The organism is Holophagales bacterium (genome assembly GCA_016719485.1).
In the GTDB taxonomy this organism is placed as follows: Bacteria; Acidobacteriota; Thermoanaerobaculia; order UBA5066; family UBA5066; genus UBA5066.
Map to the genome: position 1 here is coordinate 40274 of JADJZB010000031.1, position 22842 is coordinate 63115.

18 protein-coding genes and 2 pseudogenes are annotated in these 22842 nt (G+C 71.1%); 9 read left to right on the forward strand and 11 right to left on the reverse strand.

Going from position 1 to position 22842, the window contains the following annotated elements:
• Positions 1 to 202: 202 nt before the first annotated feature.
• The 3 genes from IPN03_23240 to IPN03_23250 are packed head-to-tail and all read left to right on the forward strand — an operon-like array spanning position 203 to position 3901.
• Positions 203 to 1042 (forward strand): TRAP transporter TatT component family protein, encoded by an 840-nt coding sequence (locus IPN03_23240; protein MBK9376551.1) that lies wholly within the window; start codon positions 203 to 205, stop codon positions 1040 to 1042.
• Positions 1043 to 1046: 4 nt separating this feature from the next.
• Positions 1047 to 2087: a TRAP transporter substrate-binding protein DctP gene (gene dctP, locus IPN03_23245; protein MBK9376552.1), complete on the forward strand. Its 1041-nt coding sequence runs from the start codon at positions 1047 to 1049 to the stop codon at positions 2085 to 2087.
• Complete coding sequence (locus IPN03_23250; GenBank protein MBK9376553.1) at positions 2051 to 3901, forward strand: TRAP transporter large permease subunit; 1851 nt, start codon at positions 2051 to 2053, stop codon at positions 3899 to 3901. The genes dctP and IPN03_23250 overlap by 37 nt, the downstream gene beginning before the upstream one ends.
• 80 nt (positions 3902 to 3981) lie before the next feature.
• On the opposite strand, the gene pta is transcribed toward IPN03_23250, so the two are convergent.
• Together pta and IPN03_23260 are read right to left on the reverse strand one after the other, a co-directional pair.
• Positions 3982 to 6147 (reverse strand): phosphate acetyltransferase, encoded by a 2166-nt coding sequence (gene pta / locus IPN03_23255; GenBank protein MBK9376554.1) that lies wholly within the window; start codon positions 6145 to 6147, stop codon positions 3982 to 3984.
• A gap of 23 nt (positions 6148 to 6170) precedes the next feature.
• Positions 6171 to 7355, reverse strand: coding sequence for an acetate kinase (locus tag IPN03_23260; protein ID MBK9376555.1), 1185 nt, complete (start codon positions 7353 to 7355; stop codon positions 6171 to 6173).
• A 278-nt stretch (positions 7356 to 7633) separates the two neighbouring features.
• Here IPN03_23260 and IPN03_23265 point away from each other — a divergent pair, with 278 nt between their 5' ends.
• Entirely contained in the window at positions 7634 to 8437 is an 804-nt protein-coding gene (locus tag IPN03_23265) for a hypothetical protein (protein ID MBK9376556.1), read from the forward strand.
• A gap of 58 nt (positions 8438 to 8495) precedes the next feature.
• On the opposite strand, the gene IPN03_23270 is transcribed toward IPN03_23265, so the two are convergent.
• The gene (locus IPN03_23270; GenBank protein MBK9376557.1) at positions 8496 to 8792 is read right to left on the reverse strand and encodes a PilZ domain-containing protein; all 297 of its coding nucleotides are present in this window, start codon (positions 8790 to 8792) and stop codon (positions 8496 to 8498) included.
• Between IPN03_23270 and IPN03_23275 the strand changes: the two genes are divergently transcribed.
• From IPN03_23275 to IPN03_23295, 5 genes and pseudogenes are all read left to right on the forward strand, one after another.
• Positions 8767 to 9489, forward strand: a complete 723-nt coding sequence (locus tag IPN03_23275; protein ID MBK9376558.1) for an Rrf2 family transcriptional regulator — start codon at positions 8767 to 8769, stop codon at positions 9487 to 9489. The two genes, IPN03_23270 and IPN03_23275, sit on opposite strands and share 26 nt — an antisense overlap.
• A 62-nt stretch (positions 9490 to 9551) precedes the next feature.
• Positions 9552 to 10530: pseudogene (locus IPN03_23280) on the forward strand (sulfate ABC transporter substrate-binding protein).
• Positions 10527 to 11357: a sulfate ABC transporter permease subunit CysT gene (cysT, locus tag IPN03_23285; GenBank protein MBK9376559.1), complete on the forward strand. Its 831-nt coding sequence runs from the start codon at positions 10527 to 10529 to the stop codon at positions 11355 to 11357. The pseudogene IPN03_23280 and the gene cysT overlap by 4 nt, the downstream one beginning before the upstream one ends.
• Positions 11354 to 12182 (forward strand): annotated as a pseudogene (gene cysW, locus IPN03_23290) (sulfate ABC transporter permease subunit CysW). The gene cysT and the pseudogene cysW overlap by 4 nt, the downstream one beginning before the upstream one ends.
• Positions 12179 to 13249: a sulfate ABC transporter ATP-binding protein gene (locus tag IPN03_23295; protein MBK9376560.1), complete on the forward strand. Its 1071-nt coding sequence runs from the start codon at positions 12179 to 12181 to the stop codon at positions 13247 to 13249. Before cysW ends, IPN03_23295 begins: the two are co-directional and overlap by 4 nt.
• Positions 13250 to 13318: 69 nt before the next feature.
• On the opposite strand, the gene IPN03_23300 is transcribed toward IPN03_23295, so the two are convergent.
• From IPN03_23300 to IPN03_23335, 8 genes are all read right to left on the reverse strand, one after another.
• The gene (locus tag IPN03_23300; protein MBK9376561.1) at positions 13319 to 14899 is read right to left on the reverse strand and encodes a methyltransferase regulatory domain-containing protein; all 1581 of its coding nucleotides are present in this window, start codon (positions 14897 to 14899) and stop codon (positions 13319 to 13321) included.
• Positions 14900 to 14924: 25 nt separating this feature from the next.
• Positions 14925 to 15683 carry a 2,3,4,5-tetrahydropyridine-2,6-dicarboxylate N-succinyltransferase gene (locus IPN03_23305; GenBank protein MBK9376562.1) on the reverse strand — a complete coding sequence of 253 codons (759 nt, stop codon included), beginning with the start codon at positions 15681 to 15683 and terminating at the stop codon, positions 14925 to 14927.
• A gap of 23 nt (positions 15684 to 15706) precedes the next feature.
• Entirely contained in the window at positions 15707 to 16651 is a 945-nt protein-coding gene (locus IPN03_23310; GenBank protein MBK9376563.1) for a 4-hydroxy-tetrahydrodipicolinate synthase, read from the reverse strand.
• Positions 16648 to 17334 (reverse strand): 4-hydroxy-tetrahydrodipicolinate reductase, encoded by a 687-nt coding sequence (locus IPN03_23315; protein MBK9376564.1) that lies wholly within the window; start codon positions 17332 to 17334, stop codon positions 16648 to 16650. Before IPN03_23315 ends, IPN03_23310 begins: the two co-directional genes overlap by 4 nt.
• The gene (gene lysC / locus IPN03_23320; GenBank protein ID MBK9376565.1) at positions 17331 to 18704 is read right to left on the reverse strand and encodes a lysine-sensitive aspartokinase 3; all 1374 of its coding nucleotides are present in this window, start codon (positions 18702 to 18704) and stop codon (positions 17331 to 17333) included. Before lysC ends, IPN03_23315 begins: the two co-directional genes overlap by 4 nt.
• 10 nt (positions 18705 to 18714) lie before the next feature.
• Positions 18715 to 19776, reverse strand: coding sequence for an aspartate-semialdehyde dehydrogenase (asd, locus tag IPN03_23325; protein ID MBK9376566.1), 1062 nt, complete (start codon positions 19774 to 19776; stop codon positions 18715 to 18717).
• A gap of 202 nt (positions 19777 to 19978) precedes the next feature.
• Positions 19979 to 21472: a sodium/proline symporter gene (locus IPN03_23330; protein ID MBK9376567.1), complete on the reverse strand. Its 1494-nt coding sequence runs from the start codon at positions 21470 to 21472 to the stop codon at positions 19979 to 19981.
• 40 nt (positions 21473 to 21512) lie between these two features.
• The gene (locus tag IPN03_23335) at positions 21513 to 22820 is read right to left on the reverse strand and encodes an AarF/ABC1/UbiB kinase family protein (protein MBK9376568.1); all 1308 of its coding nucleotides are present in this window, start codon (positions 22818 to 22820) and stop codon (positions 21513 to 21515) included.
• Positions 22821 to 22842 lie beyond the last annotated feature (22 nt).

The following is a 22842-nucleotide window of genomic DNA, read 5'->3' on the forward strand; positions in this document are numbered from 1 at the left end:
GGACCCTGGTCGGGTACCTCAGGCGTCTCTTGTCCGTGGGCCGGTTAGCTCGACTTTAGCAGCAACCGGCGATGCGGGTATCCCTCGGGGCGGTTTATTCTCGTAAGGGATGTTCCCCTCGATCCGGCGCTCCGCCAGCCCCGCCATGCTCGTTCTCCTCGCCGGGGTCCTCTGCCCCTGCTGCTCGGTCCGGAAAGTGGCCGTGAACTCCCTGGCCGGCGCGCTCGCCGCCGGGGGCGAAACCTACGCCACCGACGACGACCCCGATCTCGTCGCAGCGGCGATCCCCTTCGGCCTGAAGACGATCGAGGCTCTCCTCGCCGAGAGCCCCCGGCACGAAGGCCTTCTGCTCGCCGCGTCAGGCGGTTTCACCCAGTACGCGTACGCCTTCGTCCAGGCGGAGGCCGACATCGTCGAGGAGAAGGACCTCGCCCGGGCGACCGCCCACAGGGCCCGCGCCCGAAAGCTCTACGCCCGCGCCCTCCGCTACGGTCTCCGGGGATTGGAGGTGAGGCACCCCGGATTCGAGGCGGGCCTGCGCGAGGACAGCCTGCGGGAGAAGACCCTCGGCGCGGCGACGAAGGCCGACGTCCCGTTTCTCTACTGGACCGGAGCGGCCTGGGGCGCCGCGATCTCCCTCTCCAAGGAGAACGCCGACCTGACAGCCGACCAGGGGCTCGTCGAGGCGCTCGAGCGGCGCGCGCTCGCTCTCGACGAGGGGTTCGGCCAGGGGACGATCCACGATTTCTTCATCGCCTTCGAGGGGGCCCGGCCCGCCGCCGCCGGCGGCTCGGTCGAGCGAGCCCGCGGTCACCTCGAGCGCGCCGTCGCCCTCTCCCACGGAAAACGGGCTGCCCCTTACGTCTCCTTTGCCGAGAGCGTCTCGGTGGGCGCGCAGAATCGCGCCGAGTTCGAGGAGATGCTCGGAAAGGCACTCGCCGTCGACCCCGACGCCGTCCCCGGACTGAGGCTCGCCAACACCGTCTCGCAACGCCGGGCCGCCTGGCTCCTCGCCCGCGCCGACGAGCTCTTCCTGGAGTAGACCGATGACAGATCGTCGCCGACACGCCGCCTTCGCGCGGCTCCTCGTTCCCGCGCTCGCGCTCGTCCTCGGCGGGGCCCTACCCGGTCGCGCCGACGTTCTCGTGAAGATGGCGACGCTCGCCCCGGACGGCTCGACCTATCACCTCATCCTCAAGGAAATGGCCGAGAAGTGGAAGACGGCCACGCAGGGGCGCGTGACCGTCCGACTCTACCCGGGGAGCGTCGCCGGGGACGACACCGACGTCGTCCGCAAGATGCGACTCGGGAGCCTGAACGCCGGCCTCCTGACGAGCGCCGGCGTGGCGGCCGTCGACAGGTCCGTCATGGCGCTCCAGGTGCCGATGCTCTACTCCTCGTACGAGGAGGTCGACCACGTCCTCTCGGTCTACGGCCCGAAGCTGGAGGCCGCGCTTTCGGCAAAGGGGTTCGTCGTCCTGAACTGGGCCGACGCCGGCTGGGTCCGTTTCTTCACGAAGACGCCCGTGAAGACGCCCGACGACCTGAAGCCTCTCAAGCTCTTCGCCTGGGGGAACGACACGGACTACATCGAGATCTGGAAGGACGCCGGCTTCAACCCCGTGCCGCTCCCGTCCACCGAGATCTCGACGGCCCTCCAGACGGGCCTCGTCTCGGCCCTGCCGACGACGCCCCAGGCCGCCGTCCTCCTCCAGTGGTACCAGCACGCGAAGAACATGACCGACGTGAAGTGGGCGGTCCTCCTCGGGGCAACGATGATCGGGAAGCCCACCTGGGACCGCATCTCCCCCGAAGACCAGAAGGCGATCCGCGCCGCGACCGCCGAGGCGGGCGCGCGCCTCCGGGCCGAGAGCCGCGCCTCCGAGGAGAGGGACATCGCCGCGATGAAGAAGCGCGGCCTCAACGTCGTCGCCGTCGACGCGAAGGCCGAGGCCCTCTGGCGGGCGGCTGCCGAGGCGGCCTACCCGAAGGCCCGCGGAAAGGTCGTCCCCGAGGCGGCGTTCGACGACGTGCGCAGGATCCTGGCCGAATACCGATCGAAGAAGCCAGCGACCGGCGGCAAGTGACGGCCGGCGTCCTCTTCCGGCGGGGCGAGCAGGGGCTCCTCGTGGCGGCGCTCGCCGTCGCGACGGTCCTCCCCCTCCTCGACGCCTTCGGGCGCCCGCTCGGCGGCTTCCACGTCCCGGGCGCCGGTTCGATCCTCCAGCTCGTCACGCTCTGGACCGCCTTCGTCGGCGGCCTCATCGCGACGCGCGAGGGCAAGCACCTCACCCTCTCCACCGTCGAGCTGATCCGGAGCGAGCGCGTCCGGCGCGTCGCGAAGCTCTTCTCCTTCTCGGTCGCCGCCGCCGTCTGCGCCGTCCTCGCGTGGGCGAGCGTCGGCCTCGTGAGGGCCGACCGGGAGCAGGGGAAGGTCCTCTCGTTCGGCCTTCCGGAGTGGGTCGCCGAGACGATCATGCCGGCCGCCCTCCTGCTGATGGCCGTGCGGTTCGCGTGGATGGCCACCGACGGGCTCAGGGGGCGTGCCGCGGCCCTCGTGACGCTCGCTTCCCCGGCACTCCTCGCCCTCCTCCCCGAGGCAGCCGCTCCCATGCTCGTTCTCCCCCTGGCGGCGGTCATCCTCCTGGCGGCGCTCCTCGGGGCGCCCGTCTTCGTTGCGATGGGGGGCCTCGCCTGCCTCCTCTTCTGGAAGGACGCCGTCCCCGTCGCGGCCGTTTCGGCCGAGGTCTACCGGCTCGTCGCTTCGCCGACCCTTCCCGCGATCCCGCTGCTGACCGCCGCCGGGTACATCCTGGCGGAGGGGGGCGCCTCGAGGCGGCTGGTCCGCTTCTTCCGCGCCCTCTTCGGCTGGATGCCCGGCGGCATCGCCGTCATGGTCGCCGCGGTCTGCGCCCTCTTCACGACGTTCACGGGCGGCTCGGGGGTGACGATCATCGCCCTCGGCGGCCTCGTCTACCCCATCCTGCGCGAGGACGGCTACCCCGAGGGGTTCTCTCTCGGCCTCGTCACCGCCGCCGGGAGCCTCGGGCTCCTCTTTCCGCCGTCCCTCCCCGTCATCCTCTACAGCGTCGTGGCGTCGGTCCCGGCCGACTCGCTCTACATTGCCGGGTTCCTCCCCGGCCTCCTCCTCGTCGTCCTGGTCGCCGCCTGGGGGATCCGGCAGGGGCTGCGCCTCGACGCGGCGGGCCGGAAGCGGCCTCCCTTCCACCTGCGCGAGCTCGCGGTCTCGTTCTGGCACGCGAAGTGGGAGCTGGCCCTCCCGCTCCTCGTCATCGGCCTCTTCGCGAGCGGCTTCGCCTCGATGGTCGAGGCGTCGGCGGCCGCCTGCGCCTACGCCGCCGTCGTGCAGTGCTTCGTCACGCGCGACCTCCACCCCTTCCGCGACCTCCCCGGCGTCCTGGTGAAGGCGGGCGCGCTCATGGGCGCCGTCCTCCTCCTCCTCTCGGTCGCGATGGGACTGACGAGCTGGCTCGTCGACGCCCAGGTCCCGACGGCGCTCCTGGCGTGGGTGAAGACGCACGTCTCCTCGCCGCTCGTCTTCCTCCTCGTCCTGAACGTGATCCTGCTCGTCCTCGGGAGCGTCCTCGAGATCTACTCGGCGATCGTCATCCTGGCGCCGCTCGTGGCGCCGATGGGGGCCGCTTTCGGCATCGACCCGATCCACCTCGGGGTCATCTTCCTCGCGAACCTCGAGCTCGGCTTCCTCTTCCCGCCCGTCGGCCTGAACCTCTTCCTCACCTCGTCGCGCTTCGGCATACCGCTGACGAGGCTCTACCGGCACGCGGTGCCGTACCTCTTGATCCTCGGCGCCGGCGTCCTCCTCATCACCTACGTCCCGGCGATGTCCGTCGGCCTCCTCTCGCTCCTCGGAAGGCGATAGGGCGGCCCGGCACGATCGGCGCGGGAAGAGATGCGGGGGACGCGGGCGCGAGAGCGCCCGCGTCCCCGGCGAAGCTGCTTCTAGACGGTGCCCGCCTTCGCCCGCGCAGTCTGCTGGGCCTGGATCGCGGTGAGGTTGATCGTGAAGACGATGTCCTCCACGAGGCAGCCGCGGGAGAGGTCGTTCACCGGCTTTGCGAGGCCCTGGAGCATCGGCCCGATGCTGACGACGTTCGCCGAGCGCTGGACCGCCTTGTAGGTGACGTTTCCGGTGTTCAGGTCGGGGAAGATGAGAACGGTCGCCTTCCCCGCGACGTCCGACTTCGGCGCCTTCAGGCGCGCGACGTCGGGCATCACCGCGGCGTCGTACTGGAGCGGGCCGTCGAGGGCGAGGTCGGGGCGCAGCTGCCGCGCGATCCGCGTCGCTTCCTTGACCTTCTCGACGTCCTCGCCGGTGCCGCTCGCCCCGGTCGAGTACGACAGCATCGCGACGCGCGCCGGGACGCCGAAGGCGATGGCCGAGTCGGCGCTCTGGATCGCGATGTCGGCGAGCTCGGACGCCGTCGGGTTCGGGTTCACGGCGCAGTCCCCGAAGACGAGGACCTGGTCGGGGAGGCACATGAAGAAGATGCTCGACACGAGGCTGCAGCCCGGGACCGTCTTGATGATCTGGAGCGCCGGCCGGATCGTGTGGGCGGTCGTGTGGATCGCGCCGGACACGAGGCCGTCGGCCTCGTTCAGCGCCATCATCATCGTCCCGACCATGATCGGGTCCTGCAGCTCGACCTCGGCGCGGTCGGGGGTCATCCCCTTGGCCTTGCGCCGCTCCACGAGCGCATCGACGTACCGCGGGGCCACCTCGACGGGGTTCACGATCTCGACGGAAGAAGGAAGCGTGATTCCCTGGCGGCCCGCCACGTCGCGGATCTCGTCGGGGTTGCCGAGGAGGACGCACTTCGCGATGCCCTTGGCGGCGACGATCGCCGCGGCCGCCACCGTGCGCGGTTCGGACCCCTCGGGGAGGACGATCCGCTTCACGTCCTCCCGGGCCGTCTCGATGAGGCGGTGGCGGAAGGCGGGCGGCGAAAGACGCGGCACGCGCGCCGGTTTGGCGAAGGCCCGGGCCCAGACGAGGTCGACGTGGTCGGCGACGTAGCTCATCGTCTTCTCGACGCGCTCGGCGTCGTCGACCGGGATCGTCGGGTTCATGGAGGCGACGTGCGTGGCGGCGCGGTAGCTCGAGGCCTGCACCTGCAGGAGCGGGAGGCCGGCGTCGAAGACCTTCCGGCAGAGGTCGAGGACGCGCCGGTCCGGGGCGAGGCCGCCGGTCAGGACGACGCCCGCGAGCGGAGTGCCGCTCTGGACCGTCATCGCGGCGGCGAGGAGGATGTCGCTCCGGTCGCCCGGGGTAATGATGAGAGTTCCCGGCCTCATCGCCTTCAGGGCGTTCGGGACGGTCATCGCACAGACCGCGACGTCCTTCACGCGGCGGGTCCGGGCCTCGCCCGGGAAGAGGACCTGGGCGTGGAGCGCGTCGCCGATGTCCTTCACCCGCGGCGCCATCAGCTCCGAGTTGCACGGGACGATCGCGATCGGGCGCAGCCCCTCGGCCTCGAGCGCCGCGCGGTGCTCCTTCAGGCACGCCTCCGAGAGCCCGGGAACGGCGCACCCCGCGCAGCCGGCGGAGCCCGGTCCGAACGAGTCGGTGTCGACCTCGCCAGGCTCCCCCCTTCGTTCGCAGATCCGGTTCAGGATGCAGCCGACGGTCCGTCCCTCGGAGAGGGCGCCGAAGCCGCGTGCCGCGATGGCGACCGTCTCGGCCAGCTCGACCGCCGTCTGGTCGGAGGGCGCGGCGACGAGGACGAGCTCTGCGTCGAGCGCCTTCAGCATGAGGGCGTTGACGCGCGTGGAGTGGACCATCCCCATCTCGGGGTGCATCCCCTGGACGATCAGGACGTCGACGTCCTCGCCCGCCTGGTCGGCGATGGCGACGACGCGCTCCATGAGGGTCTGGTCGTCGCCCGCGGCGAGGAGACCTTCGGCCTCGCCGCGCGGGACGGCCGGCGGGATGGCGAAGTGGGCGCCGAGGGAGAGGAGCGGGATCGTGTGGTCGGGCTCGCGGTTCGCGACCGGCTTGGCGAAGGCGACGCGGATTCCCTCGCGGTCGAGGGCGCGGACGATGCCGAGGCAGGCTGTCGTGATGCCGACGCCGCGGCCGGCGGGGGCGACGAGGACGGTCGTACGCATGGTGTCTCCGTTTCCCTTCCGCTTCACACCGCGCGGGCGATCCGCTCGGCGTCTTCAGCGATCATCAGCTCCTCGTTCGTCGGGACGATGAGGGCCTGGGGCCTCGTACCGGTCGTGATGCGCCCGCCCTGCGAGCGTCCGTGGGTGGCGTTCGCATCCGCGTCGAGCGTCAGGCCGAGGAATCCGAGTCGTTCGATCGTCATCCGGCGGACCGTCGTCGAGTTCTCTCCGATGCCGCCCGTGAAGACGAGCGCGTCGAGACGGCCCAGCGGCACCACGAGCGCCGCGATCGCCTTGGCGAGGCCGTAGCAGAAGAGGTCGAGGGCGAGCTTCGCCTTCTCGTTCCCTCCGGCCGCCGCCTCTTCGACCGTCCGCATGTCGTTCGAAAGCCCCGAGACGCCGAGGAGGCCCGACTTCTTGTTCAGGACGTCGAGGATCTCCTTCGGGTGCGTGCCCATCGCGTCGGCCACATGGCCGATGATCGCCGGGTCGATCGAGCCGCTGCGGGTCCCCATCATGAGCCCCTCGAGCGGGGTCAGCCCCATCGTCGTGTCGACGCTCTTGCCGTTCTTCACGGCCGCGCAGGAGCAGCCGTTGCCGAGGTGAGCCGTCACGATCCCGTGGTCGTCCGCGGGGAGCCCCAGAAGGCGTACGGCCTCGCGGGCCACGAAGCGGTGGCTCGTCCCGTGGAAGCCGTAGCGGCGGACGCCGTACTTCTCGAGCCACTCGTGCGGCACCGGGTAGGTGTAGGCGACCGGCGGCATCGTCTGGTGGAAGGCGGTGTCGAAGACCCCGACCTGCAGGAGCCCCGGGAAGAGGTTCTGCGCGATCCGGATGCCGACGAGGTTCGGCGGGTTGTGGAGCGGCCCGAGGGGGATGCACTCCTCGACCTTCGCGATGACCTCCGGCGTGATCGCCATGGAGCCCGCGAACTTCGAGCCGCCGTGGACGACGCGGTGCCCCACCGCCAGAAGGCCGTCGGCGAGCCCGAGCTCGCGAAGGACGTCGACGATGGCGTGCAGCGCCTCGTCGTGGAGCGCGCCGGCGATCGGCTTCGACGTCTTCGTGCCGTTTCGCTTGACGTCGAGGGAGGCCTCGGGCGAGCCGAGCCTCTGGGCGATGCCCGAGACGTGCTCGACGGAGGTGTCGGGGTCGATGACCGCGAACTTGAGGGACGAGGATCCGCAGTTGAGGACGAGTACGTTCATGCTCTTCTTCCCGTGCCGGGGGATGCCGGGCGAGGCCGCCGGGAAGGGCTCTTCCCCGCGTTCGTCCGAGCAGCGTTCCGGCGTGTCGTTCTGGTTCTGATGGCGTCTCCGGTGTTGCCTCCCCACACCCGCCGGAAACCACTTCCGGGGCGCGTAGAAGGCCAGCGGGACATCATAACGCGCTGCGTTGCGGCGGGCGAGCCCCGGGGATCTCGCGAATCACCGGGGGAGCGGGAACCGACCGGCCCCGTGCGGGTCTCACCCGGCGGAGGACATCGATGAGAACGCCGATCGCCGCCGCCCTGACCCTCGCCCTCGCCGCCGCCGCCCCGGCTCACGCCGCGGCCCGGGGAGGGTTCGAGCTCTCCGTCCTCGTCGACGGCGCCCCGCGCCCCGAGTTCCACAAGGGCGGAACCGTCTACGTGGAGGCGTTGAAAGGGCGCGAGTACGCGCTGCGCGTCACGAACCCCTTCGGGGTCCGCGTCGGCGTCGCCCTCGCCGTCGACGGCCTCAACACCGTGGACGCCTCGCACCGCGACGCCGTCTCCGCGACGAAGTGGATCCTCGAGCCGTACCAGTCGATCGTCCTCGAGGGGTGGCAGGTAAACCTCTCCGACGCCCGCCGGTTCGTCTTCACCGGCGAGCGGGATTCCTATGGCGCAGCCCTCGGCAGGACCGAGAACCTCGGCGTCATCGAAGCCGTCTTCTTCCGCGAGAAGGTCCGCCGGTTCGTGCCGGTCCTGCCGCAGGGATGCGACTCGAAGGACTCCGCCGGCAGGCCCGCCGCCGAGGCGCCGGCACCGAGGGCGAAGGGAGAAGCCGAATCCTCGCGGCAGGAGAAGAGCGCCGCCTCGTCGCTCGCCGACGAGTACGCCGCGACGGGAATGGGAGAGCGGACACGGCACGACGTGACGCGCGTCGACCTCGAGCTCGAACGGACCCCTGCTGCCCGGCTGAGGATCCGCTACGAATTCCGGCCCCAGCTCGTGCGCCTCGGGATCCTGCCTGCCGAGGACGACCGGCTCGCCCGGCGCGAGCGGGCGCGCGGCTTCGACCGCTTCTGCCCCGAGCCTGACCGCTGAGACTCCCGGTGTCCTTCGCCCACGGGATCGCCCCGGAGCCCTGGCTCCCGGGCGATTCCTATTTCAGGTCTCCCAGGAAGCGGGAGTACTCCTCGAAGTAGCCCCCGAGAGCGAGACAGAAGCCGCTTCCCCCCAGCTCATCCGCGAGCGCGAGCGGAACGCGACGCACGCGAACGACGGTCCCATGGCATTTCACCGTTTTCCCGTTCGGAAGGTGCACGGTCGTCTGGAGATGCTCGCCGAGCTTCGGCACGTACTGGCTCGAAATGGAGAGCCCGGTGTGGGAGATATCCCAAGTGAAGCCGGAGGCCGTCCTTCCTTCGACGGCGATGTCGACGAGGAGCCGCTTCTTCAATCTCGAAAACGTCCGCTTCTCGTTCATGGTTCCCCCGACGAACGGCGTTCGTGCTGCCAACGGACCGGTTGAACTGGTTGGAGACTACAGAACCCCAGTCGTTCGTCGTGAAAACCGTGGTCGACACCCGCTGTGCCGACAGGTCTCGGACGCGTCTCCTTTCGACTCGCCCTTCGACCTCCTTGACCCTTCGTTCCATCGCGAATACCCTAGTATTCCGGTAGGAATAGATCTGAGAATCTCCCAGCGCGGCCTCTATGCCCTCAAGGCGCTGATCCACCTCGCGGAAAGGTGGAATAGAGGGACCGTTACGACCCACGAGATCGCCGAAAGCGAGGACATTCCCGAGAAGTTCCTCGAGGCGATCCTGCTGGCCCTCAAGAACGCCCGGATCGTGAAGAGCCGGAGGGGCCGGGAAGGGGGCTACGAGCTGCGCCGCCCTCCCGCCGAGGTCGTCGTGGGAGACATCGTGAGGCTCCTCGACGGGCCGCTCGCCCCGTTCGGAGACGCTGCCGAGCTCGCGCGCCTGGTGAAGACCGAACCGCGCCACGCCGGCCTCTTCGACCTGTTCCTCGAGGTCCGAAACGCCGCCGCCGCAATCCTCGACAACACCACCCTGGCCGACCTCCTCGAGCGCGACCGGAGGATCCTCGTCGCGCGGCACGAGGAAGCGGACGTCGCACTGGAGCCGAAGTGACATTCCTCGGTAACAGCTCGCCCGGCCGCGGCAGCTCCCTTGCCGGCGCCGCGGCCGTTCTTCTGTCTCTCGGCCACGCCCTGTCCGGACACGCCGCCGGCCTGCCGCCTCCGGTCGAGATCCTGAACGCCTCCTACGACCCGACGCGGGAGCTCTACAAGGACGTCAACGCCGCCTTCGCGAAACAGTACCGGGAGCGGACCGGCACGTCCGTGACGGTCCGGATGTCGCACGGCGGCTCGGGAAAGCAGGCCCGCGCCGTCCTCGACGGCCTCCAGGCCGACGTCGTGACGCTGGCCCTCGCCTACGACGTCGACGTCCTCGCCGACCGCGGCCTCGTGAGGCCCGGCTGGCAGGCAAGGCTCCCCCACAACTCCACGCCCTACACCTCGACGATCGTCTTTCTGGTAAGGCCCGGCAACCCGAAGAAGATCCTCGACTGGACCGACCTCGCGCGTCCGGGGATCGCCGTCGTCACGCCCAACCCGAAGACCTCCGGCGGCGCGAGGTGGAACTACCTGGCCGCGTGGGGCTCCTCGCTGCAGGCCGGGAAGGGAGAGGCCGCCGCCCGGGCGCTCGTGGCCGGGCTCTTCCGCAACGTCGCCGTCCTCGACACCGGCGCCCGCGGCTCCACGACGACGTTCGTCCAGCGCGGTCTCGGCGACGTCCTCCTCGCCTGGGAGAACGAGGCTCACCTCGCCCTGGCCGAAACGGGCCGAGGCCGCGTCGAGATCGTCGTCCCGAAGAGCTCCATCCTCGCCGAGCCCCCCGTGGCCGTCGTCGACGCCGTCGTCGACCGGAAGGGGGACCCGCGCCGTCGCCGAGGCCTACCTCCGCTTCCTCTACTCGCCCGAAGGCCAGACGCTCGCGGCGAAGCACCACTACCGGCCGCGCGTTCCGGAGGCCGCCGCGAGGGCAGGGCGCACGTTCCCCGTGGTCGCCACGTTCACCGTCGATCAGCTTTTCGGAGGCTGGCGCGCCGCGCAGAAGAAGCACTTCGACGACGGCGGCGTCTTCGACGCGCTCTTCGTCAACCGGTGAGAAGGGCGCGCGTCACCCCGTCGCTCCTCCCCGGCTTCGGCCCGGCCCTCGGCGTGACGCTCCTCGGGCTCTCGCTCGTCGTCCTCGCGCCGCTCGCAATGCTCCTCGCGACCTCCCTGCGCGGCAGCCCCGAGGCGTTCGTCGCGGCGGTGACGACCCCCCGCGTCCTGGCCGCCCTGAAGCTCTCCTTCCTCCTCTCCCTCGGCGCCGCGGCGGTCTCCGCCCTCCTCGGCCTTCTCCTCGGCTGGGTCCTCGTGCGGTACCGGTTCCCCGGCCGGCGCGTCCTCGACGCCCTCATCGACCTCCCCTTCGCCCTGCCGACGGCCGTCGCCGGCATCACGCTCACGACGCTCTACGCCCCGAACGGCTGGCTCGGCAAGCCGCTCGCCGCCCTCGGCGTCCCTGTCGCCTTCACGCCGCTCGGCATCGGCGTGGCGCTCGTCTTCCTCGGGATCCCGTTCACCGTGCGGACCCTTCAGCCCGTCCTGGCGAGCCTCGACCCCGAGGTCGAGGATGCCGCCGCGAGTCTCGGTGCGACGCGGCTGGAAACCGTCCGGCGCGTCCTCTTCCCGGAAGTACTCCCGTCCCTCCTGACGGGGACGACTCTCGCCTTCGCGCGGGGCCTCGGCGAGTACGGCTCGGTCGTCTTCATCTCGGGGAACATGCCGATGAAGACCGAGATCGCCCCGCTCCTGGTCATGACGAAGCTCGAGCAGTACGACGTGGCCGGGGCCACCGCCCTGGCCGTGGTCCTCCTCGTCTCCTCGTTCCTCCTCCTCCTCGTCCTGAACCGGCTCGAGGCGTGGGCAGAAGGTCGAAGGCGATGAGCGCCCCACGCCCCCGCGAGCCGCGCGCCGTCCAGCTCGTCCTGATCGGCCTCGCGCTCGCGGCGATCGGCCTCTTCCTCATCGTCCCGCTCGCCGCCGTCTTCGTCGAAGCCTTCCGCAACGGCACCGGGGCGTGGCTCGCCGCGGTCTCGGACCCCGACGCCCGGCACGCGGTGAAGCTGACGCTCCTCGTCGCGGCGATCGCCGTCCCGGTGAACGCCGTCTTCGGCCTCGCCGCCGGCTGGGCCCTCGGAAAGTTCCGCTTCCCCGGGTCGCAACCTCGTCCTGACGCTCGTCGACCTGCCGTTCGCCGTCTCCCCCATCGTCGCCGGGCTCGTCTTCGTCCTCGCCTTCGGCAGGTCGAGCCTCCTCGGCGGCTGGCTCGCCGCGCACGGCGTCGAAGTCGTCTTCGCCGTCCCGGGCATCGTCCTGGCGACCGTCTTCGTCACCTTTCCCTTCGTCGCCCGCGAGCTGGTTCCGCTCATGCAGTCGCAGGGAACCGACGAGGAGGAGGCGGCGCGCGTCCTCGGCGCCGGGTTCTTCACGACGTTCCTCCGCGTGACCCTCCCGAACGTGAAGTGGGCGCTCCTCTACGGCATCGTCCTCTGCACGGCCCGCGCCGTCGGCGAGTTCGGCGCCGTCTCCGTCGTCTCCGGGCACGTCCGCGGCGCGACGAACACGCTTCCGCTGCACGTCGAGACGCTCTACAACGAGTACGCGTTCCAGGGCGCGTTCGCGGCCGCGTCGCTCCTCACCCTCGTCGCGCTCGCCGCCATGCTGGCCAAGGCGTTCCTCTCCCGGCACGCCGGGGAGGAGGCCCCGTGAGCATCGAGGTCCGGTCCGTCTCGAAGTCCTTCGGGACTTTCCTCGCGCTCGACGACGTTTCCCTGCGCGTCGGCGACGGCGAGCTCGTCGCCCTCCTCGGCCCCTCGGGCTCGGGAAAGACGAGCCTGCTCCGGATCATCGCGGGGCTCGAGGAGCCCGGCCGGGGCACGGTCCTCTTCCACGGCGAGGACGCGACGCGGCGCGACGCCCGCGAGCGCCGCGTCGGCTTCGTCTTCCAGCACTACGCCCTCTTCCGGCGGATGACGGTGTTCGAGAACGTCGCGTTCGGCCTGCGCGTGAAGCCGCGCGACGAGCGGCCGCCCGAGGCCGTGGTCCGCAAGCGCGTCACCGACCTCCTGAAGCTCGTGCAGCTCGACTGGCTCGGCGACAGGCTCCCCTCGGAGCTCTCCGGCGGCCAGCGCCAGCGGGTCGCCCTCGCGCGGGCCCTGGCCGTCGAGCCGAAGGTCCTCCTCCTCGACGAACCGTTCGGGTCGCTCGACGCCCGCGTGCGGCAGGAGCTGCGCCGCTGGCTCCGCAGGCTCCACGACGAGATCCGCCTCACGAGCCTCTTCGTGACGCACGACCAGGAGGAGGCGCTCGAGGTCGCCGACCGCGTCGTCCTCCTCGACCGCGGACGGATCGTCCAGGACGGCACCCCCCAGGAGCTCTTCGAGAGGCCCGCCACCCCCTTCGTCCTCGACTTCCTCGGCTCGGTGAACATCTTCCACGGCCGGGTCGAGAGCGGCCGCGCCCTCCTCGGGCCCCTCTCCGTCGAATACCCCGAACACCCCCACTCCGAGCCGGCCCCGGCGTCCGGCTACGCGCGCTCGTGGGAGATCGACCTGGCCCGGGACACCGGCGGCACCGAAGGATTCCTCGCGACGGTCCGTCACGTCGCGGTGGCGGGCGCCGTCGTACGCCTCGAGCTCGACCCGGACGACGGCTCCACTCTCAAGGTGGAGATCTCCCGGGATCGGTTCGAGCAGCTCGCGCCGCAGTCCGGCGAGCGGCTTCGCGTGACGCCGCGAAAGGTCCGGGTCTTCCTGACGCAGCCGGGCCGGCAGTAGGCCGCAGGGCCTTCCGCCGCGTTCCCTCCGGACGATCGGCCCGATCGCACCCCGGCTGTCCGCCTCCCGTCAACCCATCAGGAGGGCATCGGACGCCATGCGTCGAACCGTCGTCTCGACCTCGCTCGCGAAGACGGCCCGGATGACGTCCGGGTCCCGAACGGGCTCGCCCGCCTGGCTCAAGTCGAAGCGCCCCGCCAGGACCTCCTCGACGAGCGCGTCCAGTACGCGATCGACGTCGCGTGTCCCGTCGAGGAGGAGAAGGACGGCCCGGTCGAACTCTTCGAGCTCGACACCCCGGCGTCGCAGGCTCGTCACGCGCGTGGCGGTCGCGGCCTGAAGCCGCGCGTACGAGCTCGCGACCGGGCGTTCGGAAACTTCGGTGACCGGGCGGGGCGGCCGGACGTGAAGGCCGACGAGATCCGAGACGTAGAGCTGGAGGATCGCGCCCATGAGCTCGTTCCGCAGCTCGGTCCCGCCCGCGATGACCGGCCCGCCCGGTGCTGCGAGGCGCGCCTGGACCCCGGACCACAGCGTCTCGAAGTCGAGCGCGCGCGGACGCTCCTCGAAGAGCGTCAGAAGGGCGGCTTTCACGACGGGCCTGTTCGTGGTCACGGAGCCGGCCTTCTCGGGCCGTGCGAACTCCACGGCAGAGTCGTCCGAGACGACCGGGTCGGGGACGCCCGGCATCACCGCCGCGGTGACCCAGAGTCCGGCGACCACGTCGGGCGACGTGCGGGTCGCCGCGGGTCCGCCGGCCCGCCTGAGGACCGTCCGCCGAAAAGACCGGTTGATGACGAAGTCGAGGTACTGCTCTCGCGACGTGACGTCCGTCGCCCAGCGGGCGATCGCCTCCTGGGCCTGTGCCGGCAAGCCCAGGAGCAGCCCCGGCGTGCTCGCCTCGGCCACGAACTCCAGCCCGAATCTCGCCGCGCGCGTCAGGAACTCGTGGACGTGCGTCGGCTGGTTCTCGTCCTCGAGGAACTCGTGGAAGAGGTAGGCATCAGAGACGTCCCGAAGCACCTCACGTTCGACCTGAAGACCGGTCCCGTAAGGGCTGGAGGGATTCGGAAGGACCCCCGTCAGCTCCTCGACGATGCCTCTCGCCCTCTCCAGCCGCTCCGACACGCTCGCCGGGTGGCGCGCGTGGTAGAGCATGAGCTCGCGGACCATGCCCCGCTCGTGCCAGCCCGGGTAGGTGTTGTAGCTCACGAAGGCCAGGCCGTTCGGAGAGAGGTTCTCCGAGCAGATGGAGAGAATCCGCTCGCGCACGAAGTCCGGCACCCAGGAGTAGACGCCGTGGCAGACGATGTAGTCGAAGAGCCCGAAGGACGCGTCGATGTCGGCGAGGCTCATGGCGTGGAGGACGACGTTCTCGAGGCCGAGCTGCGCCGCCCTTTCGCGAGCCTCCTCGATCTGCAGGACGGAGAGGTCCACGCCGACGAAGGTCGACTCCGGGGCCTCGAGCGCCATCGGCAGGAGGTTGCCCCCTCGCGCACAGCCGAGCTCGAGCACCCGGAACCGCTCCACCGGCGGCACGGGAACCCCGTGGACGATCGCCAGGGTCGCGAGGTGATCCGGATGCGTCATGAAGAAGCACCGATCGCTGTACGGGACCTCGTCGTAGCTGCTCGCCGCTGCGGTCGTCATGAAGTGGCCTCCTCGTCCCAGGGATTCAGTCCGTTCGGTGGAGGGCCCGTTCGAGGGCCGTCCGGGCGTCGGTCTTGCCGTCGCGGTACTTGACGATGACCGCCGCCGAGATCGAGAGGCCCCGCACGTGCGCCCAGGAGCCGGGCGCCGGGCGGGAGCCCGGGACGACGACCGCCCCCTCCGGCACGGTGAGGGGTGCCGATCCCGTGGCACGCAGCTCGCGTTCGTTCGCGAGATCGTAGATCACGCTCGACGCGGTCAGGATGACCCCTGCGGCGAGGACGGCGCGGGAGCGGACGCGGACCCCCTCGTAGAGGCCCACGCCCCCGCCCACGAAGACGTCGTCCTCGACGACGACCGGGAGGGCGCCGACCGGCTCGAGGACCCCGCCGAGCTGGGCCGCGGCAGAGAGGTGGACCCTCTTGCCCACCTGGGCGCAGGAGCCGACGAGGGCGTGGCTGTCGATCATCGCTCCCTCGTCCACGTACGCCCCGACGTTCACGTAGGCCGGCGGCATGACGACGACGCCCCTCGCGACGAACGCGCCGCGCCGGATGGCAGTTCCCCCGGGGACGACGCGGACGCCCGGTGGCAGCCCGCCGCGGGGCGGGAGCGTGTCGCGGTCGCGGAAGGCGAACGGCGGCATCGAGAGGTCGGTGTCGACGCCGAGCCGGAAGGCCTGGAGGATCCCCTCCTTCACCTCCGGGTTCACGCGCCAGCCGTCGCCCACGGGCTCGGCGGCGCGGAGCTCTCCCCTCTCGAGCCGGTCGAGCAGCGCCAGCACCTCGTCGCGCGAGAGCACGCCGCTCACGACGCCTCCTCGACCGCGTTCCCCGCGTCGTCGAGGAGCCCGGCTTCCTTCAGGGCCTCTTCCATCGGCTTGTGCTGCCCTTTCGAGAGCGGAACGAGCGGGAGACGCAGGACGTCGTGGATCAGGCCGAGGCGGTGGAGGGCCCACTTCACCGGGATCGGGTTCGACTCGCGGAAGTTCGCCCGCATCAGCGGCAGGAGCTTCGCCTGGAGGCGCGCGGCCTCGCCCCGCTCGCCCGTGAGGGCGGCCTCCACGAGCGCCACCAGGAGCGCGGGCACCTCGTTCGAGATGACCGCGATGACGCCGTCGGCGCCGCAGGCGATCATCGGCAGCGCGAGCGAGTCCTCGCCCGAGAGGACGGAGAAGCCGGCCGGCCGATTCCGCAGGATCTCGCACGCCTGGTCGAGGCTCCCGGAGGCTTCCTTTACAGCGCACATCCGCGTGTCTTCCGCGAGTTGAAGGACCGTTTCCGGGAGCATGTTCACCCCTGTGCGCGAGGGGACGTTGTAGGCGACGACGGGCAGGTGCCCGGCGTCGGCCACGGCCCGGAAGTGCTCGAGGAGGCCGCGCGGCGTCGGCTTGTTGTAGTACGGCGTGACGACGAGAAGGGCATCGGCCCCTGCCTTTCGGCACCGCTCGGCGAGCTTCTGGGACCTCCGCGTGTCGTTGGACCCGCAGCCGGCGATCACCCGGATGGCGCGCCGGGCCGACCGCGCCTCCTCCACCGTCACGGTGACGACCCGCTCGTGCTCGTCGGGATCGAGAGTCACGGACTCCCCGGTCGTCCCGCACGGGACGACGCCGGCGACGCCTCCCGCAACCTGGCGACGCACGAGCTTTCGGAGGGCCGGCTCGTCGAGGTCCCCCTTCTCCGTGAACGGAGTCACGAGCGCCGTGAAGACCCCCGTGAGGTGGATGCGGGTCGGCTCCTGCGTCTTCATGCGGTCCTCCGGTCGAGGAAGTCGTCGAAGTTGACGGGCCCGGTCAGCCCCGACCGGACGAGCCACTCTGCGGCCTGGACGGCACCGAGGGCGAAGAGGCTCCGGGAACGGGCCCTGTGGACGAGCTCGATCGACTCGTCAGGCCCCTCGAAGACGAGGACGTGCTCCCCCGGCTGGCCCCCGTGGCGCAGCGAGACGATCGGGATCTCTTCCCCCGCTGCCCGCCCCACGCCGACGGACTCGGCGATCGCCTTCGCGGTCCCCGACGGCGCGTCCTTCTTGGCGGAGTGGTGGCGCTCCACGATCGCCGGCTCGAACTCGGGGAAGCGGGCGAGGGCGCCGCCGAGGACCATCGCCGCGCGCCGCAGCGCCGCGACGCCGATGGAAAAGTTCGGAGAGTGCAGGAACGGCACGTTCCGCTCCCCCGCGAGCCGCTTCATCGGCGCGACGTCCCAGCCGGTCGTCCCGCAGACGACCGGGACCCGGTGCATCAGGAGCGCCGCCACCGTCCTCGGCGCGGCCTCCGGCGTCGTGAACTCGAACGCCACGTCGACGACGTCGGGCTCGAGCGCCTCGAGGTCGTCACGCCGCCCGACCCGCGCGCGGACGCCGTGCCCGCGCTGGACGAGGACCGCCTCGATGGCCCGTCCCATCTTTCCCGGGCCCACGATGAGAGCCTTCACGCCGCCTCCTTCTCGAACAGGTCGCGGTGGAGCCTCCGAAGCGCCTCGGGCGCATCCGGAGCCTGGACCACGAACGTCAGGTTCGTCTCCGAGGCTCCCTGCGAGATCAGGACCACGTTGATGTCGCCGAGCGCCGCGAAGACCCGCGCCGCGACCCCGGCCGTCGTCCTGAGCCGGCGCCCCACCACCGAGACGACGGCGAGGTCGTGGAGGACCGACACCTCCGCGAACGTCGAGAGGTCCCGGACGAGCGCCGCGACGGGAGCCCCGCCGTCGACCGTGATCGAGATCGACACCTCGCTCGTCGCGATGACGTCCACCGCGACGGCGTGCCGCTCGAACACCGAGAAGACGCGGGCCGCGTAGCCGTGGGCCATCAGCATGCGCGGACTCCCGACGAAGAGCGCCGCCACGCCCGTCCGCATCGCGAGCGCCCTCACGCCCGCGCCGGACGCCTCCGCCCGCACCGTCGTCCCCGGGACCTGGGGCCGGAACGTGTTCCTCACGCGCACCGGGAGGCCGCGAGCGATGGCCGGCCGGATCGTCGCCGGGTGGAGAACCTTCGCGCCGAAGAACGCGAGCTCCGCCGCCTCGGCGTAGCCGACCTCCGGTACGAGGCGCGCGCCCGGGACGAGGCGCGGGTCGGCCGTCAGGATCCCGTCGACGTCGGTCCAGATCTCGATCGCCTCGACCGGCGCGCCGGCGTCGTGAAGCGCCGCACCGAGGAGTGCTGCCGAGAAGTCCGACCCGCCTCGCCCGAGCGTCGTCGTCGAGCCGTCGGGCGCCGCCCCGACGAAACCCCCGGTGACGACGACCTTTCCGGCGGCGCGCTCGGGCAGGAGCCGGCTCGCGGCCTTCCGCGCGAGGGCGGCTTCGTCGGGCGTCGCGGCGCCCCAGGTCGCGTCGGTCGCCATCCACTCGCGGGGATCCACCCGCGCGACCGCGACGCCCCGCTTCTCAAGCGCCGCGGCGGTCAGCGCCGCCGAGAGGAGCTCCCCCGCCGCGCAGATCGCGTCGGACGTGCGGGCCGAGAGCTCGCCGAGAAGCGCCACTCCGGTGGTCAGGCTCTCGAGCCTCGCCATCTCGCGCGAGATCTCTTCCCGGAGCGCGCCGGCCGCCCCGCCCGCGAGGCCCAGTGACTCGACCGCGGCGACGTGCTTCTCCCCGAGCGTCACGAGCGCCGCGGCCGCGGCCGCCCGGTCCCCCTCGCGCGCCGCGCGGGAGAGCGCGAGGAGGGCGTCGGTGACGCCCCCCATCGCCGAGACGACGACGAACGGCTCCTCGGAAAGCCTCGACGCGACGAGCTCCGCCACCCCCGCGATCCGCTCGCCGGTCCCGACCGAGGTGCCGCCGAACTTCATCACGAGCATGGAGAGGCCCTCAGAGCCGCCCCGTCGCCGCGAGGAGCTCGGCGTTCAGGAGCGCCGCCCCCGCCGCGCCGCGGACGGTGTTGTGGACGAGGAGCGTGAAGCGGACGTCGTAGACCGGGTCGGGCCTCAGCCGCCCGACGCTGACCACCATCCCGTGCCCGGCCTCCACGTCCCGGATCGGCTGCGGCCGGTCCGGCTCGTCGCGGACGACGATCGGCCGCGGGGGCGCCGAGGAGAGGCCGAGGCGCTGCGGCTCTCCGCTGAACCCCTCGAGTACCTCCCGGATCTCCCCGAGCGAGGCCTTCCGCGAGAGCTTCACGAAAACCGACTCCGTGTGCCCGTCGCGCACGGGGACCCGGTTGACCGAGACGGAGATCGGGAACGCTGCCGGGACGACCCGACCGTTCTCGAGCGTTCCGAGGATCTTCCCCGGCTCGGTCTCGATCTTCTCCTCCTCGCCGTCGATGAACGGGATGACGTTCCCCTGCGCGTCGAGCGAGGGAACGCCCGGATAGCCCGCCCCGGACAGCGCCTGGAGCGTCGTGACGCAGACCGCCTCGATACCGAACGCGCGGTGGAGCGGCGCGAGCGCCATCGCGAGGCCGACGACGACGCAGTTGGGGTTCGTGACGATGCCGCCGCCCGCGGCCGCCCACTCCTGCCGGTCGAGGAGCGCGAGGTGGTCCGCGTTCACCTCGGGGATCAGGAGCGGCACGTCGGCCTGCATCCGGAACGACTTCGTGTTCGAGACGACGAGCCGGCCGCGCGAGGCCTGCAGGGGCTCGACCGTGTCCGCCACCTTCGCGTCGAGGGCCGAGAGGACGAGGCGCGATCCCAGCGCTTCCTCGACCGACTTCACGACGAGGCCCCGAGCGTCCTGGGGAACGTCGCCCGGCAGGATCCAACGCGTCGCCTCGAAGTACGTCTTCCCCTGCGAGCGCTCCGAGGCCGCCACCTCCGCGAGCCTCAGCTGCGGGTGCCCGGCGAGAAGCGACACCATCCGCTGCCCCACCGCCCCCGTCGCCCCGAGGATCGCCACCGGGATCCGGCTGTCTCGTCCTTCCGCTGCCATCTCGTCCTCTCGTTCCGTTCCCCGGCGCTCCCGCCGGAAATCAAAGAGCCCGCCGTCGCCGGCGGGCCCTGCGTTTTCTCCGGTTCCGTACGCCCGTGTCCTACACGGTCGTCCGGTCCCCCGCCGGCCCGCCTCGCGGCGTGCGCTTCATCGTGGTCGTCGTCCGCTTTCGGGTGGAGCAGGGGCTCATTGCGGCCGGACTCTAGGCGGGCCCGCCCGTCGGTGTCAACACTGTGCTCGTCGGGGACGGCCGGCCGCCGCCCTTCTCCGGGAAGACGAGCGAGAAGAGGACCGCCATCGTGAACGAGATGACGTAGCTGGCGAGCCTCTCCGAGACCCCGGTCGGCTGCTCGAAGAACGTCTTCCAGACGACCGTCGCCACCGTGCCGGTGATCAGCGAGGCGAAGACCCCCGCACGGGAAAGCCTCTTCCAGAAGAGGAGGAGGATGAGGGCCGGCCCGAACGACGAGCCGATGCCCGACCACGCGTAGGACACGAGGCTGTAGACGGTGTCCCGCATCGTCAGGGCCAGGACGATGGCCACCGCCCCCACCGCGACCGTGACGGCCTGGTTCAGGTAGAGCATTCCCTTCGGGGAGGTGGCCCTCTTCCTCAGGTTCGTGAAGATGTCCTCGGTGAAGGAGGCCGAAGAGACCGTCACCTCCGACGACGCGGTCGACATCATCGCGGAGATGACGCCCGACAGCAGGACCCCGGCGAGGATCGGGCTCACGAGGGCGACGACCATGGCCGGCAGGATCTTCTCGGCATCGGTCGAAACCGCGGAGGCCCCGGCCCCGAGGAGCCCGCTTTTCACGAATGCCACGCCGAAAAGGCCGATCAGGATAGCCCCGGTGTAGGCGAGGAGGGTCCAGACCGTGGCTACTCCCACCGCGCGCCGGACCTCCTTCTCGTTTCGGATCGCCATCATCCGCGTGAGCAGCTGCGGCTGGCCGGTGTAGCCGAGCGCCCAGCTGAGGCCGCTCAGGACGAGGATCACGGCCGAGGAACCGGTCATCCCCCGCGTCAGCGACAGGTAGTGCGGTCCGGCCTCCCGAAGCGCCCCGGCGATCTGCAGGTCGTGGCTGGCCGCGATGAAGAGGGCGATGACGGGAAACGCGACGAGCGTGAAGATCATCAGGAGGGCCTGGAAGACGTCGGTCACGACGACCGCGATGAAACCGCCAAGGCCGCAGTAGACGGTCACGACGACCGAGGCGATGACGATTCCCCAGAAGGGGTCGAGGCCGAACGTCCCCTGGAGCACCTTGCCGGAGCCGCTGAACTGCGCGGCGATGTAGAGCAGGAAGAAGAAGATCAGGATCACGGCCGAGAGCATGCCGATCGGCTTCTCCGCCCCGGGGAACCTTCGCGCCAGAAGGCTCGAGACGGTCATGGCGCCGGTCTTCTCGGTCTCCTCGCGGAGCCGGCCGGCCATGACCATCCAGATGAACAGGATGCCGATCACGCAACCCAGGGCGACCCAGATGGTGCTGAGCCCGTCGGCGTAGGCGTGCCCCGTCAGGCCGAGGAGCAGCCAGGCCGACTCGCCCGTGGCCCGTTCCGAGAGCGCAAGGGCCGTCCCCGAGAAGCGCCCGCCGCCGAGGACGAACTCCCTGTGCGTCCTCTCTCCGCGCGAATACCACCAGGCGATGAAGACCGTCGCCACCATGTAGAGGACGAAGACGGCGAGCATTCAGCCGAGGATAGGAAGTTCGATTCCCCCGGGCAAGGGTTCACGCACCGACGTACCGCTCCAGCGTCGCTCGCCAGGCCCCCTCGGCCTTCAGCCGCGTCAGGTTTCCGAAGTGCCCACCGACCGTCCGGTTCACGAAGACGATGTCGGACGGGAAACGGACGTCCGCCGCCTCGGCGAGGCTCGTCCGGGCCGCGTCGAACATCCGGGTCGCCACGGTGTCGTCCGCGCCGAAGCGGTAGGGCGGGGCGGATCGGAGGAGCTCCAGGACGATCGCGGCCCAGGGCGCGACGAGAGCCTGGTCGAGCGGGCGGCCGTCCATCCGGTGCAGCCCCATCTTCTTCAGCTGGTCGGGAAGCTCGTCGACCCTGCCGGCGAGGGCGCGCCGGCAGAGGTCGCGGTACCCGCGCGCGAGCCGGAGAGGGACCTCCTTGACGCAGCCGAAGTCGTAGACGACGACCCGGCCGTCCCTGCGGAACGCGAAGTTCGCGAGGTTCGGGTCGGCGTGGAGGAGGCGGTGCTCGAGGAGGCCGCGCAGGAGGAAGTCGAAGAGGACGAGGCCCCACCGGTCCTTCAGCTCCTGCGGAATCGCGTCGGAGCAGGCCTCGTCGGGCGAGAGCCCCTCTTCGAACGTCATCGTCAGGATGCGCGCCGTCGAGGCTTCCTCGACGACCCGCGGTATGACGATCTCGGGGACTCCGGCGTGGAGCTCGGTCATCCGGCGGATCCGCTCGGCCTCGTGGAGGTAGTCGAGCTCCTCGCGGAGCCTGGCCTGCAGCTCCTTCCAGATCGGCTCGAAGTCGACCTTCGAGAAGAGCGCGACGACCGACTTCAGCACCCTCCGGAGATTCCCGAGGTCCGCCTCGACGATCCGGTCGATGTCCGGGTACTGGATCTTCACCGCGACCCGCCGCCCGTCGCGCAGGACGGCCCGGTGGACCTGCCCGATGGAGGCCGCCGCGAACGCCTCGGGCTCGAAGCTCGCGAAGATCTGCAGCGGGTCGCCCAGCTCCGCGGCGAGCTGGTCCTCGACCATCTCGAGCGGCAGGCTCGGTGTCTCTCCCTGCAGCGACCGGAGGACGACCGCGACCTCCGGCGGCAGGAACGCCTCCTGGAGGCTGAGCATCTGCCCCACCTTCATCGCCGCGCCCTTCATGTCTCCGAGCGTCGCGACGAGGCGGTGGGCGTTCTTCACGAGGTCGGCCGACCGGAGAGCCGCCCGCGCGGGCGCCGGGCGGCCCACGCCCGAGAGGCGGGAGACGACCGTCGACGCTCCCGCCCGGGCGGCGAGGCTCCCCAGCTCGAAGAGCCGGCCGAGGCGGGAAGTCTTGGGAGGGCGGCGGGTCACTCCCCGAGTTTGACGCATTGCG

Excerpts from the sequence above, each read along its gene's own strand:
- IPN03_23300 (MBK9376561.1), bottom strand. The coding sequence starts at position 14,899 with ATGACGACCGCAGCGGCGAGCAGCTACGACGAGGTCCCGTACAGCGAT.
- dctP (MBK9376552.1), top strand. The coding sequence starts at position 1,047 with ATGACAGATCGTCGCCGACACGCCGCCTTCGCGCGGCTCCTCGTTCCC.
- IPN03_23265 (MBK9376556.1), top strand. The coding sequence starts at position 7,634 with ATGAGAACGCCGATCGCCGCCGCCCTGACCCTCGCCCTCGCCGCCGCC.
- lysC (MBK9376565.1), bottom strand. The coding sequence starts at position 18,704 with ATGCTCGTGATGAAGTTCGGCGGCACCTCGGTCGGGACCGGCGAGCGG.
- asd (MBK9376566.1), bottom strand. The coding sequence starts at position 19,776 with ATGGCAGCGGAAGGACGAGACAGCCGGATCCCGGTGGCGATCCTCGGG.
- IPN03_23330 (MBK9376567.1), bottom strand. The coding sequence starts at position 21,472 with ATGCTCGCCGTCTTCGTCCTCTACATGGTGGCGACGGTCTTCATCGCC.
- pta (MBK9376554.1), bottom strand. The coding sequence starts at position 6,147 with ATGCGTACGACCGTCCTCGTCGCCCCCGCCGGCCGCGGCGTCGGCATC.
- IPN03_23260 (MBK9376555.1), bottom strand. The coding sequence starts at position 7,355 with ATGAACGTACTCGTCCTCAACTGCGGATCCTCGTCCCTCAAGTTCGCG.
- IPN03_23310 (MBK9376563.1), bottom strand. The coding sequence starts at position 16,651 with ATGAAGACGCAGGAGCCGACCCGCATCCACCTCACGGGGGTCTTCACG.
- IPN03_23275 (MBK9376558.1), top strand. The coding sequence starts at position 8,767 with ATGTCGACGAGGAGCCGCTTCTTCAATCTCGAAAACGTCCGCTTCTCG.